The 21428-nt window shown below is 47.6% G+C and carries 13 protein-coding genes and 1 riboswitch; of the genes, 12 read left to right on the top strand and 1 reads right to left on the bottom strand.

Annotation, left to right across the window (positions count from 1 at the left end):
- Positions 1-65 precede the first annotated feature (65 nt).
- A complete protein-coding gene (locus tag DTO96_RS06490) occupies positions 66-1145 on the bottom strand; it encodes a 3-deoxy-7-phosphoheptulonate synthase (protein WP_114562752.1) in 1080 nt (359 codons plus the stop codon).
- A 269-nt stretch (positions 1146-1414) separates the two neighbouring features.
- On the opposite strand from DTO96_RS06490, the gene DTO96_RS06495 reads away from it, so the two are divergent.
- From DTO96_RS06495 to pstS, 12 genes are all read left to right on the top strand, one after another.
- Positions 1415-2671 (top strand): TIGR03862 family flavoprotein, encoded by a 1257-nt coding sequence (locus tag DTO96_RS06495; protein ID WP_114563953.1) that lies wholly within the window; start codon positions 1415-1417, stop codon positions 2669-2671.
- A gap of 177 nt (positions 2672-2848) precedes the next feature.
- Positions 2849-3637: a glycosyltransferase family 2 protein gene (locus DTO96_RS06500; RefSeq protein WP_114562753.1), complete on the top strand. Its 789-nt coding sequence runs from the start codon at positions 2849-2851 to the stop codon at positions 3635-3637.
- Between the two features lie 196 nt (positions 3638-3833).
- On the top strand, positions 3834-5144 hold the full coding sequence (locus tag DTO96_RS06505; RefSeq protein ID WP_114562754.1) for a homoserine dehydrogenase: 1311 nt from the start codon (positions 3834-3836) through the stop codon (positions 5142-5144).
- A 111-nt stretch (positions 5145-5255) separates the two neighbouring features.
- The gene (locus tag DTO96_RS06510; protein WP_114562755.1) at positions 5256-8156 is read left to right on the top strand and encodes an SNF2-related protein; all 2901 of its coding nucleotides are present in this window, start codon (positions 5256-5258) and stop codon (positions 8154-8156) included.
- A gap of 34 nt (positions 8157-8190) precedes the next feature.
- Entirely contained in the window at positions 8191-10005 is a 1815-nt protein-coding gene (locus DTO96_RS06515; RefSeq protein ID WP_157964352.1) for an AIPR family protein, read from the top strand.
- The gene (locus DTO96_RS06520; RefSeq protein ID WP_114562757.1) at positions 10002-11714 is read left to right on the top strand and encodes a site-specific DNA-methyltransferase; all 1713 of its coding nucleotides are present in this window, start codon (positions 10002-10004) and stop codon (positions 11712-11714) included. Before DTO96_RS06515 ends, DTO96_RS06520 begins: the two co-directional genes overlap by 4 nt.
- Positions 11715-11914: 200 nt before the next feature.
- Positions 11915-14635 carry a DEAD/DEAH box helicase gene (locus DTO96_RS06525; RefSeq protein WP_225972442.1) on the top strand — a complete coding sequence of 907 codons (2721 nt, stop codon included), beginning with the start codon at positions 11915-11917 and terminating at the stop codon, positions 14633-14635.
- 333 nt (positions 14636-14968) lie between these two features.
- A complete protein-coding gene (locus DTO96_RS06530) occupies positions 14969-16369 on the top strand; it encodes a sodium-dependent transporter (protein WP_114562758.1) in 1401 nt (466 codons plus the stop codon).
- A gap of 232 nt (positions 16370-16601) precedes the next feature.
- Positions 16602-17273 carry a uracil-DNA glycosylase gene (gene ung, locus DTO96_RS06535; protein WP_225972443.1) on the top strand — a complete coding sequence of 224 codons (672 nt, stop codon included), beginning with the start codon at positions 16602-16604 and terminating at the stop codon, positions 17271-17273.
- A 54-nt stretch (positions 17274-17327) separates the two neighbouring features.
- Positions 17328-17428, top strand: a riboswitch (TPP riboswitch).
- Positions 17421-18287 carry a bifunctional hydroxymethylpyrimidine kinase/phosphomethylpyrimidine kinase gene (thiD, locus tag DTO96_RS06540; RefSeq protein WP_114562760.1) on the top strand — a complete coding sequence of 289 codons (867 nt, stop codon included), beginning with the start codon at positions 17421-17423 and terminating at the stop codon, positions 18285-18287. It overlaps the preceding riboswitch by 8 nt.
- 138 nt (positions 18288-18425) lie before the next feature.
- A complete protein-coding gene (gene thrC, locus DTO96_RS06545) occupies positions 18426-19868 on the top strand; it encodes a threonine synthase (RefSeq protein WP_114562761.1) in 1443 nt (480 codons plus the stop codon).
- A 323-nt stretch (positions 19869-20191) separates the two neighbouring features.
- Positions 20192-21268 carry a phosphate ABC transporter substrate-binding protein PstS gene (pstS, locus tag DTO96_RS06550; protein ID WP_114562762.1) on the top strand — a complete coding sequence of 359 codons (1077 nt, stop codon included), beginning with the start codon at positions 20192-20194 and terminating at the stop codon, positions 21266-21268.
- The last annotated feature ends 160 nt before the right edge of the window (positions 21269-21428 follow it).

The following is a 21428-nucleotide window of genomic DNA, read 5'->3' on the forward strand; positions in this document are numbered from 1 at the left end:
GTGCTTGTGCCCCTGTTGTTTAAATTTCAATATTTAAACTGTCAAAAAGCAGAAGGGGGCATGCTTTATGCACTTTTCATGCGTTCTTTTAGAGGTTCGCGTAACAAAGCATGGGTGTCGCGCAACATGCTGTCGGTGGTGAGCCAGTCAACGCAAGCATCGGTGACTGAGCAGCCGTATCGGAGTTGGCTCAAGTCTTCGGGAATGGCTTGGTTGCCCGCTTCAATGAAACTTTCGATCATCACGCCGATGATGGAGGTGTTGCCTTCGCGGATTTGATGGGTGACGTCTTTCATGACCAGTGGCTGATAGTCGGCGTTTTTCCATGAATTGGCATGTGAACAGTCAATCATGATGTTGCTGGGTAATTTGGCTTTGCTCAAGGCTTTTTCTGCCAAGGACACCGATACTGTATCGTAGTTTGGACGGCCACCGCCGCCGCGCAATACGGTGTGACCGTAGCCATTGCCGCGCGTGCGGATGATGGCAGATTCGCCAGAATTGTTAATGCCTAAAAAGCTGTGTGGCGCGGCGGCGGAAATAATGCCGTTGATCGCAGCATCCAATGTGCCATCGGTGGCATTTTTAAAGCCCACTGGGGTGGATAAACCGGAAGCCATTTCACGGTGGGTTTGTGATTCGGATGTGCGTGCGCCGATGGCCGTCCAAGCGATCAAGTCACCGTAATATTGTGGCGCGATGGGGTCAAGTGCCTCAGTCGCTGCGGGCAAGCCCAATTCGTTGACGTCGAGTAAAAACTGACGTGCTTTGGCCATGCCTTCAGCGATGCAGAACGAGTCGTCCATGTGCGGGTCGTTGATGAAACCTTTCCAACCTGTGGATGTGCGTGGTTTTTCAAAATACACACGCATGACGATCAACAGGGTATCACTCAAAACATCGGCGAGCACTTTTAAACGTTTGGCATAATCCAATCCAGCGATGGGGTCGTGAATGGAGCAAGGGCCAACCACCACCATCAAACGGTGGTCTTTACGATCCAAGATGTTTTGCAAAGCCGTTCGGCCTGCTTCTACTGTGGCTGCGGCCGCGTCCGATAAGGGCACTATGGCTTTGATTTCATCGGGAGAGGGCATGTGTTCAATGCGGATGACATTGAGGTCTTCTGTGCGTGAGGTGGTCATAACAATTCCAAGGGGACAGGCTTGATGGGTAAAAGAGAGATTGTAATGGAAATTCTTGGGGTGAGGCGGTAAACGCAGGTGTATTGAGGCTGTATTTTTAGAATGGAGGCGACCCATCGGTTTCATGAATGGTGTGTTCATGAAACGTTGCTTGCTTTTGGTTCAATTCACTGAATTTTTGTCAATACAGGTGAGATTTTGGCGTGCAATGGGATGTAAAATAGCATATTTGCATGAAAAATAAGATGTGTTTTTTAATTTGGGATGCTATGCAAACAGATTTAACGTTCAGTGCTCAACCGACCATCACCATCATTGGTGCGGGTCCTGCGGGTTTGATGGCAGCCGAGGTGTTGTCCAGCCAAGGGCATGCGGTCACGGTGTATGACGCGATGCCATCGGTGGGGCGTAAGTTTTTATTGGCGGGGATTGGCGGCATGAACATCACCCATTCTGAGTCCTTATCTGGTTTTTTGAGCCGATTCCAGCCATGTAGTGAGGTGCTGTTGGACAGCTTGCGTGCATTTGACAATCAGGCTGTGGTGTCATGGGTTGAGGGTTTGGGTTTGAAAACCTTTGTGGGCAGTTCTGGGCGTGTGTTTCCGACCGATATGAAGGCCGCGCCTTTGTTGCGTGTGTGGTTGGCGCGATTGCGCGATGCAGGGGTGCGTTTTGAAATGCGTCACCGTTGGCTCGGATGGAACGATGAGGGGCATTGTGTGTTTGAACAGGCCAATGGACGGGTCGAGGTTCAATCGGCGGCGACGGTCTTGGCTTTGGGGGGGGCGAGTTGGCCAAAGCTGGGTTCAGATGCGCAATGGTGTCCGTGGTTGACTGAAAAAGGCGTTTCGATGACACCATTACAGGCTTCAAATTGCGGTTTTGATGTGGCGGCTTGGAGTCAGCATTTGATTGATAAATGGGCAGGTCGCCCGATCAAACCCGTGACGCTGCGCATCCATGATGCACACACCGATGCGATGTTATTTGAGCGCCAAGGTGAAATGATTTTGACCGCAACAGGCATGGAAGGCGGATTGATGTACGCCGCCAACCGTTGTTTGCGCGACATGTTGAACCGCGAAGGTGTGGCGACAATGAAACTCGATTTGTTGCCGCAACACAGTTTTGGTCAGGTTTTACGCGAAGTCACTCACCCGCGTGGCTCACGTTCGATGAGCAGCCATTTGTCCAGCCGGTTGGGGTTGACGGGCGTGAAAACGGCGTTGTTATTTGAAATACTCAGCCGTGACGATTGGGCCGATTTACATGTTTTGGCGCGGATGATTAAAGCTTTACCCATTCAACTGACCGCCACGAGGCCTGTGGCTGAAGCCATCAGCAGTGCGGGTGGTGTGAGTTTCTCCAGCATGAATGCCCATTTGATGCTGAATCAATTGCCGGGTGTTTTTTGTGCAGGGGAAATGCTGGACTGGGATGCACCGACGGGGGGGTACTTGTTGACGGCCTGTTTGGCCACGGGCCGAGCGGCTGGTGAGGGCGTGGCGGCATGGTTGGCTGGATGAGTTGAGACAGACTATGGGGAGGAGTCAAATACAATCTGAATCATCGCATCAAATGGCTGAAATTCGCTACAATTGTCGTCCAGTCTTTTTATGAGCGTGTCCACATGATTTGTTTTCAACGCATTGCACACATCATACAAATCATAAGCACGCTCCACATCACGAATACGGTTCAATATGTCACAAGTCTCCTGCATCATTCCTTTCTATAACGGTGGCGGCACCATTGCCCGCGCGATTGATTCGGTCATCAACAGCCCCGCATGCCACGAAGTCATGCTGATGGTCGATGCTTCACCAGAGCCTTTGGCGCCACATTTGACCGATGCACACCGTGCCGCCATTGCACAAGGGAAATTGCGTGTGATCGAGCTGGCGACCAACTTGGGACAGGCGGCCATGCGCAATGTCGCGGCTTCGCTTTCCAGTGCACCGTACATTGCATTTATGGATCAAGATGACATGTATCTATCGGGCTTTTGTGAGGAAATGTCAGCTGTTTTAAATCAGCACACCCACCTCGCAGCGATTGAGTGCGGCGCAGAAATTGTTAAAGATGGCATCAATTTGCTGGACATCACAGACCCACGCTACATTGCGATCATGTCATCGGTACCGTGGAATGTATTGATTCGTCGGGTTGCATTTTGGGGAATCGGGGGCTTTCCCGTTGAGGCCGCGTTTCGCACCAAGCTTGCGGGTGAAGACATTGCGTTCAAAACCCCACTGCGGCATTTTTTAGCCACGGCTGCCGATTACAGCCGTCGACTGGTGCGACATCACCTGCGTGATGGGTCTGCAACCGATAATTATTTGAACCGCACGCAACTTGTTGACGGTCAGGTCATTTACACCACCCATTATGAAAATGAGGAAAATGGCGATTGGCAAGCCGCATTGGATGCGCACTACAGCAAAGTTAGACGGGATTTTGAAGCGTTTCGTTTGGTGAAAATGGCGGATTAATCATGCTTTGATCACATTGATCATTTAGAAGTGCCAATTGCTTTCGGTGTTTTCAATCGAATTTAAAGGAAGCGATGCACTCATTCAATCCATGCTTGGCGGAAACAAGCGCATGGTTTACAATAGCGCATCAGTTCAACATCATCACCCCATGCACAGACCGCCGTTTGTGCATGTTTATTTTTAGAGAAACCCTATGAAATCCATCAAAATCGGTATCGCAGGCACTGGCGTCGTCGCCAGCGGCGTGGTCAATGTCCTCAAACGCAACCAAGAAGAAATCACCCGCCGTGCAGGTCGAGGCATTGAAGTGGCCGTGGTCTCATCACGCACACGCTCAAAAGCTGAAGCTTTGGTGGGTACTGGTGTTGAAATTGTCGACGACATCATGGCCGTTGCCCGTCACCCCGATGTGGACATCGTGGTTGAAACCATGGGTGGTTACGAACCCGCTCGCACTTTTGTGCTCGAAGCCATCGCCAACGGCAAACACGTGGTCACTGCCAATAAAGCGTTGTTGGCTGAACACGGTAACGAAATTTTCAAAGCCGCACAAGATAAAGGCGTAACCGTCGCATTTGAAGCCGCCGTTGCAGGCGGCATCCCCGTCATCAAATCCTTGCGCGAAGGCCTCTCCGCCAACCGCATCGAATGGATCGCAGGCATCATCAACGGCACAACCAACTTCATCCTCACGCAAATGCGTGAAAAAGGCTGGACTTTTGACGCCGCGCTTAAGGTTGCCCAAGAGCTCGGCTACGCCGAAGCCGATCCCACATTTGACGTTGAAGGCGTCGATGCTGCGCACAAAATCACCCTCATGAGCGCGCTCGCATTTGGTGTGCCGATTAATTTCAAAGCCGCATCCATTGAGGGTATCAGCAAACTCGCCGCCACCGACATCGCCTATGCTGAAAAATTTGGCTACCGCATCAAATTACTCGGCATCACCAAACGCACACCTGACGGCATTGAACTGCGCGTCCATCCCACTTTGATTCCAGAATCACGCCTCATCGCCAACGTCAACGGCGTCATGAATGCCGTCCTTGTTAAAGGGGATGCCGTGGGTGCAACGCTCTACTACGGCGCAGGTGCAGGCGCAGAACCGACAGGCTCATCGGTTATCGCGGACCTCATCGACGTCACCCGTACCATCACCGCCGACCCTGAACACCGCGTGCCACACCTCGCATTCCAACCCGATGCTCTGGAAAACATCCCGATGTTGCCACTCTCTGCGGTCAAAACGCGCTACTACCTGCGCCTCACCGTACAAGACCGCACAGGCGTACTCGCCAACATCACCCGCATCCTCGCTGACCACGATATTTCGGTTGACGCCATGCTGCAAACCGAAGTCGATGACACCACCAAACAAACCCACATCGTCATCATGACGCACATCTCGCTTGAGTCAAGCGTCGATGCTGCTGTACAGCAGATCAAAGCATTGGATACGGTGACGGGTGATGTGGTCAAGTTACGGGTTGAAGAGTTGGGTTAAACTGCAGAAATTAAATAAAGTAAAAGCGGGAGTTATCCCGCTTTTTTACAAAAAACTCTGTACTTGAATTTAAAGTATATTCATATAGACTCTTGATACGGGAAACTCATTTTGAGCACAAACCACATTTCAGCTTATCAAAGTCAATACTTGGCTTGGCTTTTGAGTCGCAATGCCGCGAGTAACAGCATTGACTCATTGGCGAGTACGTTGGTTGACTCCAAGGTTGATTTGAATCCGCATCAACTTGAAGCGGCATTGTTCGCGTGTCAAAATCCACTCAGCCGTGGCGTGATTTTGGCGGATGAAGTCGGTTTGGGTAAAACGATTGAAGCGGGTTTGGTCATCTCACAAAAATGGGCAGAACGCAAACGCAAGCAACTCATCATCGTCCCCGCCAATCTACGCAAACAATGGCATCAAGAGTTACAAGAAAAGTTTGGTTTACAAGGCACGATTTTAGAAAGTAAAAATTACAATGCCTTGGCAAAAAATCACAAAAAACCATTCGAAACATTGTTTGAGAATACCCAAGGGCCGATTATTTGCTCTTACCCATTCGCAAAATCCAAAGCCAAGGAAATTAAAGAAATTTTTTGGGATGCTGTGATACTGGATGAAGCGCATCGTCTGCGCAATGTTTACAAATCATCCAATGTGATTGGCAATACGCTTAAAGATGCGTTAGCTCATGTAGACTCAAAAATCTTATTGACCGCCACACCATTGCAAAACTCCTTACTCGAACTCTATGGTTTGGTGAGTTTAATCGATGACCGTGTGTTTGGTGATTTAGACAGCTTTAGAGCGCAATTCGCATTGACCAATCGCGAAAGTACCTTTGCCCAATTGCGTCACCGCTTGTTGCCTTTATGCAAGCGTACTTTGCGACGCGACGTACAACAATATGTGCCCTATACCAATCGCATTGCCATTGTCGAAGAGTTTTTCCCTACCGAACAAGAGCGCGAATTTTCCAGCATGGTTGCTGATTATCTCCGTCGTCCTGATCTTAAAGCCATGCCCAACGGTCAGCGACAGCTTATTTCACTGGTGTTATGGAAGCTCCTGGCTTCCTCACCGCAGGCGATCGCCGGCGCATTAGAGACCATGCGTCAACGCCTACAAAACAAAGTAGATGATGCCCTCCAGCCCGTCAACTTAATCGATTCTTTAGATGAGGATTTTGAAGCCTTAGACGAAATGGCAGATGAATGGTCGGACAGTGGCCCACTCGATCCAGAGCAACAACAAGAACGCGACGCTTATCTGGACGAAATCGCCGAACTCAAGAAATTTGCTGAGCTTGCAGCGAGCATTCGAGATAACGCCAAAGGTCAAGCGTTGATTAAAGGATTAGACAAAGCCTTCGTTGAACTCAAACGACTCGGTGCTGCGAAAAAAGCCATTATTTTTACCGAGTCAAAGAAAACTCAAACTTACTTACAAGAATTGCTCAGTCAAACACCTTATGGTGAAGGTCTGGTGCTTTTTAATGGTACCAATTCAGATGCCAGCGCACAAAAAATCTACAAAGATTGGCTCAATAAGCATCAAGGCAGTGACCTCATCACAGGCTCAAAAACCGCCGACACACGCGCCGCACTGGTCGAGTACTTTCGTGAACACGATAATCCGCAAGGGCAAATCATGATTGCCACCGAAGCGGGTGCAGAAGGCATTAACTTACAATTTTGCTCATTGGTGATTAACTACGATTTACCGTGGAATCCACAGCGCATCGAGCAGCGCATCGGTCGCTGTCACCGCTATGGTCAAAAGCACGACGTGGTTGTGGTCAACTTCATTGATAAAAGCAACGAAGCCGATCAGCGCGTCTATGATTTGCTCAACATCAAGTTCAAACTGTTTGATGGTGTATTTGGCGCCAGTGACGAAGTGCTCGGCGCGATTGGGTCTGGCGTGGATTTTGAGCGGCGCATTGCAGATATTTATCAAAACTGTCGTGACCCACAAGAGATTAAAACCAGTTTTGAACAACTTCAACTCGACCTCTCGCAAGAAATCAACGAAAAAATGATGCAAACGCGGCAAATGCTGTTCGAGCATTTCGATGAAGAAGTACATCAAAAAATCCGCATACAAGCACAAAACGGCACGCGCACCCAAAACCGCTATGAGCAAATGTTGCTTGAGATCACCCATGCAGAATTAAAGACCGACCAATGTGCTGTGTTTGATGACCATGGTTTTGAGCTCAAACAATTACCCGACGCGACATTAGAGTCTATTTGCCCACTCGGTCGCTACGAGCTACCAAGGTTATCGAACGATGCGCACAGCTATCGCATCGCCCACCCACTCGCGCAATGGGTCATCGCCCAAGCGAAAAGCCGCAGCCTAAACGAAACATCTACGCGCTTGATATTTGACTATCAAGCCTACCCAAGCAAAATCAGCACCTTAGAGCCGTATCAAGGACAAAGCGGCACACTCATCGTCAAAGTACTCACCGTGCAAGCATTGGAGCGCATGGAGCAGCACCTCATCGTCTCAGCCGTGACCGATGATGGACAAGTTCTACAAGACGACGACCCAGAGCGTTTGCTGCGCATACCTGCGCAAGAGCAGGCAATCCAGTCTTTGTCACACAATGAATTATTAGACGCCGATGTGAACCAGCGCAGTCAAAACTGCCAACGCGACATCAATCAGCGCAACTTAGGCTACTTCACCCAAGAAATCGACAAACTCGATGCATGGGCGGACGATCGCAAACTTGGGTTAGAACAACAAATCAAAGACATCGACCGCGACATCAAAGAAACACGCAAAACCGCAGCCACTGCGCCGACATTAGATGAAAAACTGCATTGGCAAAAGCAACAGCGTGAACTTGAAATAAGAAGAAATAAACTGCGTCGCGAGCTTTTTGATAGACAGGATGAGGTGGAACAAGAGCGTAATAAGTTGATAAGTGGATTAGAAGATAAATTAGTTCAGAATGTGGATGAGCAAGTGTTGTTTTGTATAGAATGGTTATTGTTATGAAAGAGTTTCTTTCAAAAATAAAAGGGAGGTTATTTTGACTGCTATTCAGGCTGAATTTAAGCAAAGACTTGAGCAAATTTTAAAAGATAGATTTGTTGCGAGTATGCCCAAAACAAAGAGTACGTGTGATGAAGCAAAATCATGTTCTCGCGCATTGGCTGCATTTGCCTTGAATAAACGTCTGGATATTAAACCTCAAGAGGCCGCAAAATCTGTCATTGATGATGTTAACGATCATGGTATTGATGCAATTTATTACCATAAAGCAGAAAATAGCGAAGAAGATGGTACTTTATACTTAGTACAAGCAAAACTAAACGACAATAAAAATTTCGAGCAAGAGGACGCTCTTTGCATGATGGATGGTGTTCGTAAAATATTGCGTCAAGAATTTGATAGTTTTAATGACCTCGTTAAAAATCGTCAAACAGAGATTGTGCAAGCATTAGACGAGTGTACGCACATTCAGTTACTTGTGATTTATACGGGTAATGATGTCTCACAAACTGCCAAACAAAAATTTGATACTTTATTCAATGATCGTGATGACTTGGATGAGCGTCTTTGTCAGATGATTGACTATTTTTCGCCACAAGAGATTGAGGATAAATTAAGAGAAGAGCAATCGCACAAACCTATTCATACTGACTTGTATTTAACCAAAAGCCAAAAAATCGACCAAGATTCTCTCACCTACTATGGGCTTGTAAATATCACTGACATGATTGACTTACACGTGCAGCATGGTAAAGCCTTATTTGAGCACAATATTAGATATTTTTTGGGTACATCAAAATCGACGGTTAACCAATCTATCCAAAAAACCTTACGTGAACACCCTCAACAATTTTTTTATTTGAATAATGGAATTACAGCAATTGCCGAGATTATAGAGCCAAAATCTAATCATAATCGAGGCAAAAGTGGTATTCAAAAAATTAAAGTACGTGGGTTGTCCATTATCAACGGTGCTCAAACGATTTCTACCTGTGCTGATTTTGCTCAAAACAATCCTGATGTTGATTTAAGTGCAGCGAAAGTGATGTTTACACTGATTAAAGCCGATGCGCGAGCATTTGGGGCGAAAATTACCAAAGCGCGTAATCATCAAAATCCAGTTACAACCAATAATTTTGCCGCATTAGATCCGATACAAGAGCGAATTCGCCAAGATATTGCTGTACTCAATGAAGGCTATGTTTACTCTTATCGTCCAGAAGCTATTGTGAACAGTACTCATGTGATTCGGCTTGAAGACGCTTTAAATGCGTTGCTGCTTGTAAGCAACAACCCAACGTATCCCGCCCAAATAAAGCACAATGCAAATGCCTTAAATCATAAAGATAGTTCGGCCTATAAAGAAGTTTTTACTGAAGATCTGAGGGCAATTAAACTCTTAAATGCCACGCTTGTGTACCAAACCTTGCAAAGCGTCATTTTGGATTATGAACGAGGAAGTCAAGGTCAAGAAAAATTGGTTTTACGGCACGGCAAATTTGTCATCATTGCTGTAATGATGAAATGCTTGAAGAAAAATTGGATTGATTTAGAGCGAATTATAGACATTGAAAAATTAAAAAACACACTGAGCAGTCCATTAGATGAGTTACGTCAGCAGATCATTGATTCTTTTATTTCTACTGCATATAAAGGGCCTTTAGCTTTTTTTAAAAGTCAGGTGGATGTGGTGGATTTGATGGATCGTATTATGAGAACTCATTTTTGGCTTGTATCAGATATCGCATTAGACAAAATGCCCAAGGGACTTTTCGATAAGTTCCCCAAAGAATCTCGCTTTAACTACATGGTGCAGCGAGCACCACAAATTGAATTTAGAGAAGCACAATGAAAAAACAGAAACTCGAACTCACTTGGATTGGCAAGGAACTGCGCCCGAAGTTGGAGGCGCGGATTTTATTGGAGGATGCGGCTCGTTCGTATCATGCGAAGTCGCGGGTGGGTGAGCGGGATATTTTTGACAATCAATTGATTTTTGGGGATAACTTGCTGGCGTTGAAGGCGTTGGAGCAGGAGTATGCGGGGCGGGTGAAATGTGTGTTTATTGACCCGCCGTACAACACGGGCAGTGCGTTTACGCATTATGACGATGGTTTGGAGCACAGTATTTGGTTGGGTTTGATGCGTGACCGCCTCGAAATCATCCGCCGCCTGATGAGTGATGATGGTAGTTTGTGGATTACGATTGATGACAATGAATGCCATTATTTGAAAGTTTTGTGTGATGAAGTTTTTGGGCGTGGGAATTTTGTGGCGAATGTGGTTTGGCAGAAACGAACATCGCCAGACAATCGTCTACGATTAGGCAATGCGCATGACCATGTTCTTGTTTATGGTAAATCGCCGCTAATGCATCAAACCTTTAACCAATTACAAGTGAGTGAATCACGTAAAAAAGACTTCAAGAATCCTGATGGTGACCAAAGAGGTGCGTGGGCTTCAACAGATTTCACAGGAATGACTGGGCATGCTACAAAATCACAGTTTTATACAATTGTCTCGCCAAACGGAAAGAAGCATCCTCCACCAGAAGGCCGTTGTTGGGCTATCAGTGAAGATAACTTTAACAAACTAATGCTGGAAAACCGAGTTTGGTTTGGTGCGGATGGAAATGCACGCCCTCGATTAAAGCGGTTTTTGTCGGAAATGGAAGGACAAAATGCTTGGTCATGGTGGAGTAATGATGAAGTAGGTCACAATCAAGAAGCGAAAAAAGAAATTAATACCCTCTTTGGTGCCGACAATCCATTTGATACTCCAAAGCCCGAACGCCTTTTACAACGCATTATCCACTTAGCCACCAACCCCAACGACCTCGTCCTCGATTCCTTCGCAGGCAGCGGCACCACAGGCGCGGTTGCGCACAAGATGGGTCGCCGTTGGATCATGATTGAGTTGGGTGAGCATTGTCATACGCATATTATTCCGCGCTTGCAAAAGGTGATTGATGGCACCGACCAAGGCGGCATCAGCAAGGCGGTCGATTGGCAGGGCGGCGGTGGGTTTCGTTACTATCACCTTGCGCCAACCTTGATTATCAAAGACCGTTGGGGCAATGACATCATCAATCCTGAATACAATGCGGCGATGCTGGCGGAGGCTTTGTGTAAGTTGGAGGCGTTTACCTATGCGCCATCGGAGGTGCATTGGTGGCAGCAGGGGTATTCGAGCGAGACGGATTTTATTTATGTGACCACGCAGAGTTTGTCGGTGGCGCAGTTGCAGGTTTTGAGTGATGAGGTGGGCGCACATCGGTCGTTGTTGGTGTGCTGTTCGGCGTTTCGTGGGATTAAGTCGAGCGAGGCGATGGTGCGCTTCCCGAATTTGAGCTTGAAAAAGATTCCTAAGATGGTCTTGTCACGCTGCGAGTGGGGGCATGATGATTACAGCCTGAATGTGGCGAATTTACCGATGGCCGAGCCTACGCCTGTGAGCGTATCGCAAGCATCTGAGGTGGCCAATACACGCAAAACCCCGCGCGGTAAGGTGGTGCGTGATGATGCGCCTTTGTTGGATGGGTTGTTTGAGGCGTCAGAGTAGATTTTTGCGAGGGCAGTTACTCGAAGATTTCGATCAACTGAACAATGTTTTGAATGACTTCCAGTTATCCGAGAAATTCGGATCACTGAGCGATTATAAATTTTGCAGTTATTAAGTATGACTTAATAACTGCCTGAGGGCATCAGACATCATGGCGTGTTGAATACCGTGGGGTCAGGTAAATATTAAGGGATAAATTCATGATGAGTAACAACCGACCAGCAGAGCAAGTCGTTCATTGGGTGGATAAGCGTTTGTCTTTACGCGCGCCTCAGGCGGAATCTTTGGCAAAGTTGCATCAGGCGATTGATTTGTCGAGTGGTTTGCTCTCGCATGAGCGTGATTTGGGCGAGGTGCTTGCGGCTTTGCGCGAGGCGTTTCCGACGTTGTCTGATTTTGAGCGTGATTTTCCGTCGTTGTGTTTTGCGTTGGCGACGGGGGTGGGTAAAACGCGCTTGATGGGGGCGTTTGTGTCGTATCTGCATTTGGCTTATGGGATTAATAATTTTTTTGTACTGGCGCCGAATTTGACGATTTATAACAAGTTGATTGCGGACTTTACGCCGAACACGCCGAAGTATGTGTTTAAGGGCATTTCGGAATTTGGGCAGCAGCCACCCGAGATAATCACTGGGGATAATTACGAGGAGCGTGGCGCGAATATCGGATTGTTGAGCCCTGTGACGATTAATATTTTTAATATCTCGAAGATTAATTCTGAAGTCCGAGGTGGCAAAGAGCCACGGATTAAGCGGATGCGTGAAGTTTTGGGCGACAGTTATTTTAATTATTTGGCCAATCTGGATGATTTGGTTTTGCTGATGGATGAGTCGCACCGTTATCGTGCGCAGGCGGGCATACGCTCGATCAATGATTTGCGCCCTTTGCTGGGTTTGGAGTTGACGGCTACGCCTTTTGTCGAGGCGACGAGCGGCAAAACTGTGGCTTTTAAGAATGTGGTGATGGATTATCCCTTGGGTCGGGCTTTGGATGATGGCTTTGTGAAGTCACCTGCTGTGGTGACGCAACGCAATTTTGATGCGTCACAATACAGCCCCGCAGAGTTGGAGCATATTAAGTTGGAGGACGGTATTCGTTTGCATGAGACGACCAAGGTGGAGTTACTGACCTATGCTCGTGAAAACAATGTGGCGGTGGTCAAGCCTTTTATGTTGGTGATTGCCCGAGATACGACCCATGCACAGCAACTCAAAAGCTTGATGGAGTCGGATGCTTTTTATGAAGGGCGTTATTGGGACAAGGTGATTCAGGTCGATTCGAGCCAAACGGGTGCGAAAGAAGAGGAGATGATTGCACGACTGTTGGCGGTAGAGAGCTTTGATGAGCCGACCGAGATTGTGGTGCATGTGAATATGCTCAAAGAGGGTTGGGATGTGACCAACTTGTACACCATCGTGCCGCTGCGTGCGGCGAATGCGCGAACTTTGGTTGAGCAATCGATTGGCCGTGGCTTGCGTTTGCCTTATGGCGCACGCACAGGGGTGGATGCGGTGGATAGACTGAATATCATTGCGCATGATAAGTTCCAAGAGATTGTTGATGATGCCAATCGAGCGGGTTCGCCGATTCGTTTGCAGCAGTTGATTTTGGATGCGCCGAATAAGGATGATGCCAAAGTCAGTTTGCAAGTGCTGTCCAATACGGAGCATTTATTGGGGTTGGTAACGCCCAACGCTCACAAAGATTCGCTTAAAAGTGATGGTGGTGAGGCGTCGGGCAACGCCAAGCCTGTTTTTGCCAATGAGCAAGAGCGTGAGGTGGCAAGGGTGGTTTTGCAGCAGGTACAGGCTTTGGAATTGGAGCGTGGTTTGGTGCCAAATTCTGTGGCACTGAGCACACCTGAAGTGCAAAAAATCATTACCGAACGGGTGGCTGAGTCGATTAAACCCAAGCAAGCGGGGCTTTTGGATGAGGCGGACACCGCACAAACGGTTGTGAATGTGGCTGATGTGGTGGCGAAAACGACTGCGATTTTTCAAGCCCAAATCATTGATATCCCGAGAATTGTTGTGGTGCCAACAGGTGAGGTGAGTTCTGGTTTTCACCCATTTAAGTTGGATGTGGCGCAACTGCGTTTACAACCTGCAACCCGTGAGATTGTTGGACAGGATTTACACAGCCACAGTCAATTTACGATGACGGCTGAAACTGGGTTTACTGAAGAGCGGTTGGAGAATTATGTGGTGCATGCATTGATGGACTTTGAGGATGTGGATTATTTTACCCAAGCCGATTTGCTTTATGATTTGGCGGGGCAAATGGTGGCGCATTTGCGCAGTTATTTGACCGACGATGATGCGCGCAATGTATTGATTCAGTATCGACGCATGATTGCGCAAACCATTCATGCGCAAATGATGGCGCATTTTTGGGAAACCGCCACCGCTTACGAGGCACAAGTCAGTCGTGGATTTACCAGTTTAAAAACATCCAACATCACCACTTCCGCTAATGAGCCTATTCATCATTTTCGTCAAACGGTAACGGAGCTGGGGCGGATTAAGCAGATGGTGTTTGGTGGGTTTGAAAAGTGTTTGTATCCTGTACAAAAATTTGACTCGGATACGGAACGGCGATTCTCAGTTTTGGCTGAACGCGATGCGATGAAGTGGTTTAAGCCTGTCAAAGGGCAGTTTCAAATTTATTATAAACGCGGCGGCGAGCAGCCTGAATATGTGCCTGATTTTGTGTTGGAGATGACCGATGTAATTGTAATGGTTGAGACCAAGGCACGCAATGAGATGAATAACGAAGAGGTTCAGGCAAAAGCCAGTGCCGCTCAAACGTGGTGCACGCATGCGAGTGACTACAATACCCAATTTGGCGGCAAGCCTTGGCGCTATGTGCTGGTTGCGCATGATGACGTGGGTGAAATGAAGAAGGTTATTGATTTCATATGATTGATTTGGAATATTAAGCTGATGGTAAACACGGGCGTATAGATGTTTTTTTGCAGGCTATGGCTTTAGCCTTGGCGGCTATGAGGGACGTATCGTTGATGACACTTTAAGTGTCGTATGGTAAGTGATTGTTAAGTGAATGGGCGCAACATCAATTTGGTGTTGCGCTTTTTTATGTCATCAAGGTTTTAATTGGTGATTGTTACTGCCTCTCGTGCTATTTATTGGTTTTAATTGCTGGATTCGATGGTGAAATGCGGTTAAAATTATGCCTTTTGACGGGTATTGTAAGCTGTAATGCCTGCTTTATCCAAAATGTAAAGGAATGTGCTTGTGAGTTCTCATGATAATGCGCCACGCGATGGGTTTGGTTCGAAGTTTGGGGCGTTGGCGGCGGCGGCTGGGTCTGCGATTGGGTTGGGGAATATTTGGAAGTTTCCTTACATTGTGGGGCAGAATGGTGGCGCGGCTTTGGTGTTTGTGTTTTTGATTTTTATTGTGTGCATTGGTGTGCCTGTGATGTTGGCTGAGTTTTTGATCGGGCGGCGGACGCAGCGTACGGCGGTGACGGCTTTTAAAACATTGAAACCAAAATCGCCGTGGTTTTTAACGGGTTTGCTTGGGGTGTTGACGGCATTTTTGATTTTGTCGTTTTATAGTGTGGTGGCAGGTTGGACTTTGCATTACACGTATTTTTCGTTGACCCAAAATTTGGTGGGTAATACGCCTGAGTTGATCAATCAAAAATTTGGTGCATTTGTCTCGAATCCTTGGCAGCCTGTGTTCTGGGAGGTGGTGTTCTCGATGTTGACTGCGGGCATTGTGTGGGGTGGTGTGCAAAATGGGATTGAGAAGTATTCTAAAATTTTGATGCCGTTGTTGTTTGTGATTTTATTGATGTTGGTGATCCGTTCGGTGACTTTGCCTGGGGCGAGCAAGGGGATTGAGTTTTTCTTGAAGCCTGATTTCAGCAAGTTGACCAAAGAGGGGGTGTTGATTGCTTTGGGTCATGCCTTTTTCTCTTTGTCGTTGGGCATGGGGACGATGATTGCATATGGGTCGTATATTCGTAAGGATCAAAGTTTACTGTCGATGACTTTGCAAGTGAGTTTGGCGGATACAGCGGTGGCGATTTTGGCGGGTCTGGCGATTTTCCCTGCGGTGTTTGCTTTTGGTTTGAGCCCGTCTGAGGGTGTGGGGCTGGTGTTTAAAGTGTTGCCGAATGTGTTTAATCAGATGCCTGGCGGTACTTTTTTCTCTGTGGCCTTTTTTATGTTGTTGGCGGTGGCGGCATTGACGTCGACGATTTCGGTGCTTGAAGTGATTGTGATGTACATGGTGGAGGAGCTGAATTTCTCTCGCCGTGCCGCTGTGTTGTTGGGTTTTTTGTCGACGACGTTGCTGGGTGCATTGTGTTCTTTGTCGATGAGTCCTGATTCTGTGGTGTCGACTTGGACATTCCCGATTTTGAAAAGTGCAAGCGAAGGCTTTAGCCAAGTGCCTTTGTTCGACTTTTTTGAGTGGTGGGCTTCGAATGTGTTTTTGCCTTTGGGCGGTTTATTGATTGCATTTTTTGTGGGTTGGCGCATGTTGAAGTCGGATATTGTGGATGAGTTGAGCAGCAATGGTCAACATACTTTGCCTTGGTATCATGTGTTTATTTTTGCTTTGCGCGTGTTGGCACCGATTGCGATTGTGGTGATTTTCATGTCGCAGTTGGGCGTGTTTAAATAAACATGTGGCATGAGAATCTTTGTGTTTCACCATGAAATGAGGTGACGAAAAAACGTGGGCTTGCCTGCGTTTTTTCATTTACGTGCTTTATTTGTGGTGTGTGCCGTGTTTTAAAAATGTGTTGTGTTTGAGGTGAATCACGTACACTGAGGGGCAATAAACTGAGGAGCAATAAACAGCCTTGGTTTTGGGTAGTTAATGTTTTTAATGCGATGAGTGCAATGGAGCGATGATGGATGTCAAAATTGAACCCAGTTGGAAAGCGGCTTTGGCTGAGGAGTTTGAAAAGCCCTATTTTTCAAACATAAAAACGGCATTGGTGACCGCACGTGAGGAGGGGAAAGAGGTTTACCCCCGTGGTGGTTTGATTTTTAATGCTTTTAATTCGACACCTTTGAGTGATGTCAAGGTGGTGATTTTGGGGCAGGATCCGTACCATCAGCCGAATCAGGCGATGGGTTTATCATTTTCTGTGCCGCTGGGTGTAAAAACCCCCGCGTCGTTGCGCAATGTGTATAAGGAATTGGCGGCGACGGTAGCGGGTTTTGAGGTGCCGCAACACGGTGATTTATCTCATTGGGCGACACAGGGTGTGTTGATGCTCAATGCGTCGTTGACGGTGGAGCGCGACAAGGCCGGCAGCCATGCGGGCATTGGCTGGCAGGTGTTCACCGATGCGGTGATCCAGGCAGTGTCTGAGCACTGTGAGGGTGTGGTGTTTTTGCTGTGGGGTAATTTTGCGAAGAAGAAGGCTGAATTGATTGATGCATCGCGTCACCATGTGTTGACGGCGATCCATCCTTCACCATTGGCGGGGGGAGGGTTTCTAGGGTGTAACCACTTTGTGTTGACCAATCAGTTGTTGGTGGCGCAGGGGAAGTTGCCCATTGATTGGCAAGTGTGATGTGCGCGGTCCTTTGATTTACTTTTAGCGCATGACGTATTATGATTCGGCTTCAAATTAACCTGCGGGCGCCCATTTTTTGTCTCGTTGGGCTGAGATACACCGCTGAACCTGAACAGGGTCATGCCTGCGTAGGAAAGGATTGCAATGACATTTTCGATGACATCTAATGGTTTTCATTATCCTCGTGTGTTAAGCATTGCGGGTTCTGACAGCGGTGGTGGGGCTGGTATACAGGCTGATCTGAAAACATACAGTGTGCTTGGCTGTTATGGCATGACGGCCATCACAGCCATCACGGCGCAAAATACGCAAGGCGTGCAGGCGATTGCAGCCATCGCGCCTGAAATGGTGGCTCAGCAGATTGCATCAGTTGCTTCTGACATAGGTGTGGATGCGGTGAAAATCGGGATGTTGCATGATCCTGCCACGGTGAGGGTGGTGGCGCAGGCGATTCGTCAATTTAAATTTAAGCACGTTGTGCTCGATCCTGTCATGGTTGCGACCAGCGGCGATCGATTGATTGCAGAAGAAACCATTGCGGTGCTGATGGATGAGCTTTTTCCTTTGGCGACGGTGATCACGCCCAATTTAGATGAAGTGGCATTGCTGCTGGGGCTAGGTAAAGCGCGATTGTCAGCATCGCAATTTCCCATGCTCGCGCAGCAATTAAGTGAAAAAAGCGCCGCCTCGGTGTTGATCAAAGGAGGGCATTTATTGGATGAACAGCTGGTGGATGTGTTGTTGTATTGGGATGAGAACAGCCAAAGCCATGCCACACAGATGTACACCAATCAACGCATCGACACCCCAAATACCCACGGCACGGGTTGCACATTGTCATCTGCCATTGCTTGCTTCTTGGCCTTGGGCGAGTCATTGCCCGATGCGGTGGGTCATGCACACCATTACACGTATCAAGCCATTGTCGCGGGTGCACAAGTCACCACTGGGCGCGGGCATGGCCCGTTGAACCATGCTTTTGCACCTGTTGCCATGTGTGGACGCGCATAACATCAAAAATTCCCAGCGCGCAGAGTTCAATCAGCCTTTCACGTTCAATGGTTTTTAGCTTTTTAAAACCATAGGCTTATTCATGTCTTTTGTTTATAATGGTCGGATTATTTAACCCACTTTCTTCGGACTTTTTCCATGAAATACATTTCGACGCGCGGTCATGCCGCAAATGAGCAGTTTTGTGACATTTTATTGGGCGGTTTAGCTCCTGATGGCGGTTTGTATTTGCCTGAGGTGTACCCACAAGTGTCCGCGACAGAGCTGGCGGCGTGGCGGCATTTGTCTTATCCTGAGTTGGCTTTTGCAATTTTGAGCAAGTATTGCACAGACATTTTGCCAGAAGAACTGAATCCACTCGTGTCAAGCACGTATGCATCACAGGCCTTCATCAATGCACGTGCGGGTCAATGGATCGAAGACATCACGCCGTTGACTTATTTGGGACAAGAAAAAGGGGTGCCATTGTCGTTGCTGTCATTGTCAAATGGCCCGACCTTGGCATTCAAAGACATGGCCATGCAATTGCTGGGCAACCTGTTTGAATTTATTTTGAAACAACGTGGCCAAACATTGAACATCCTCGGCGCAACTTCAGGCGATACGGGCAGTGCGGCTGAATATGCCATGCGTGGTAAACACGGTGTGAAAGTGTTCATGCTGTCGCCCAAAGGCAAAATGAGCGCATTTCAAACGGCACAAATGTTCTCTTTGATGGATGACAATATCTTTAACATCGCAGTTGAAGGGGTATTTGATGATTGCCAAGACATCGTCAAAGCGGTGTCCAACGACCATGCCTTTAAAGCGGCGCACAACATTGGAACCGTCAATTCGATCAATTGGGCTCGGGTGGTGGCGCAAGTCGTGTATTACTTCAAAGGTTTTTTTGCTGCGACCAAAAACAACGATGAAAAAGTTTCATTTGCCGTGCCATCGGGTAATTTTGGCAATGTGTGCGCAGGCCACATCGCTCGCCAAATGGGCTTGCCGATCGATAAATTGGTGGTTGCCACCAATGAAAACAATGTGTTGGATGAGTTTTTCAAAACAGGTGTGTACCGCGTGCGCACTGCCAAAGACACACACCACACATCCAGCCCATCCATGGACATCTCAAAAGCATCGAACTTTGAGCGTTTCATATTTGATCTCATGGGACGTGATGCATCGAAAACAGCAGCGTTGTTTAAACAGGTGGAGACCCAAGGTTTCTTTGACATTTCAGGCACACCTGAGTTCGCCCTGATTGAGGAAAAATACGGTTTTGTGTCGGGCAGCAGCACGCACAAACAACGCGTACAGGCGATTCGCGAGGTGCATCGAGAGTACAAACAGATCATTGACCCACACACCGCAGACGGTGTGTATGTGGCGTTCAAATATTTGGAAAAAGGCGTGCCCATGGTGGTGCTTGAAACAGCGCAAGCCGCAAAATTCGAGGAAACCATTCTCGAAGCGTTGAATGTCCCCGCACCACGTCCAGATGCCTATGTGGGCATTGAGAAACACCCGCAACGCTCGGTGACCATGGCGGCCAATGTGGATTTGATCAAGGCGTTTGTGCACGAACGGGTTTAACGCATCTGATGCCGCTATCAAGAGAAAACCGAACACATGTTAAAAAAGCCAGCATCATTGCTGGCTTTTTTGCGCCTGCTTGATGGGAAGCACGGGTTTCTATGCCATTCTGAAAAATAAACCCCACTATAAGCCAAGCCAGCCAATCCAATCCTTTGATTTGTTCAAAGGGGCCGCTGTATTGCATTGTTTTTCAATTGAGATGAATAATATTTCAATGTCACGAAATTGTCACATAGATTTTATATAGTGTCGTTGTTCTAAGGGGGGATGACCCCTGAACTATTAATTGTGAGTTAGATGACTCTTTTGGAGAATTAACAATGCGTTTAAAATTTTTGATGACAGGTTTGGCGGCAGCGGTTTTATTGGCGGCTTGTGGTGCGAAAGATGAGAAAAAAGCAGATGGTGCAGCACCTGCTGCAGCTGAAGCCAAAGCGGGCATCAATGGCGCGGGCTCTTCATTCATTGCGCCTTTGTTCGGTAAGTGGGCGGCTGAGTTCAATAAAGTGGGTGGTGTGCAGATCAATTACCAATCGGTGGGATCTGGTGCGGGCATCGACCAAATCAAGAAAAAAACGGTGGATTTCGGCGCAACCGATGCACCTTTGAAAGCGGATGATTTGGCTGCAGCGGGTTTGGTTCAATTCCCTTCAGCGATTGGTGGCGTGGTGGCGGTGTACAACATCAAAGACATCGGCAATCAACCTTTGGTGTTCAATGGTCAAGTGTTGGGTGACATTTACACAGGCAAAATCAAAAAATGGAACGATCCAGCGATTGTGGCTTTGAATAAGGCAGCCAAATTGCCAGACATGGACATCAAAGTGGTGCGCCGTGCGGATGGTTCAGGCACATCTTATTTGTTCACTGAATTCTTGTCAAAAACCAATGCCGATTGGGAAAAATTGGGCGCGAGCAAAGAACCAAAATGGATGGACGGTTCTATTGGCGGTAAAGGCAATGATGGCGTGGCAGCGAACGTGAAGCAGTTTGATGGCTCAATCGGTTATGTTGAGTACGCTTATGCCAAGAAAAATGGCATGGCAGCCGCCTCTTTGATCAATAAAGACGGCAAAACTGTGGCCCCTTCAGCAGAAACTTTTGCTTCTGCGGCCGCTAAAGCCGATTGGAAAGTGCCAGGCATGGCTGCTTCTTTGACCAATGCCGCAGGTGAAAAATCATGGCCCATCGCAGGCACTGCTTTTGTGTTGATGTATGCGAAGCCTGAAAACACGGCGAATGCAACCCAAGTGTTGAAGTTCTTGGATTGGGGTTACACAGCAGGTCAAGCACAAGCGAATGAGTTGGAATACATTCCTTTGCCGGCTGATGTGGTGACTTTGGTTAAAGCTGAGTGGAAAAAAATCACCGATGCATCGGGTAAGCCACTGATGTAATGTGTGTTTAAACAAAGGCACGCTTAATGCGCGCCTTTGTTGTGTGTGCGGCTTGATTGAAGCCGCTTCACGACTTTAGCAATACAGAAAAAGTGAACATCATTTTTCTAGTGCCTTAGCCAGTACATTAAGCGAGCGCTTAAGTCAGTGGTTCGTCAGG

The organism is Ephemeroptericola cinctiostellae, from assembly GCF_003339525.1.
GTDB classification, from domain to species: Bacteria; Pseudomonadota; Gammaproteobacteria; order Burkholderiales; family Burkholderiaceae; genus Hydromonas; species Hydromonas cinctiostellae.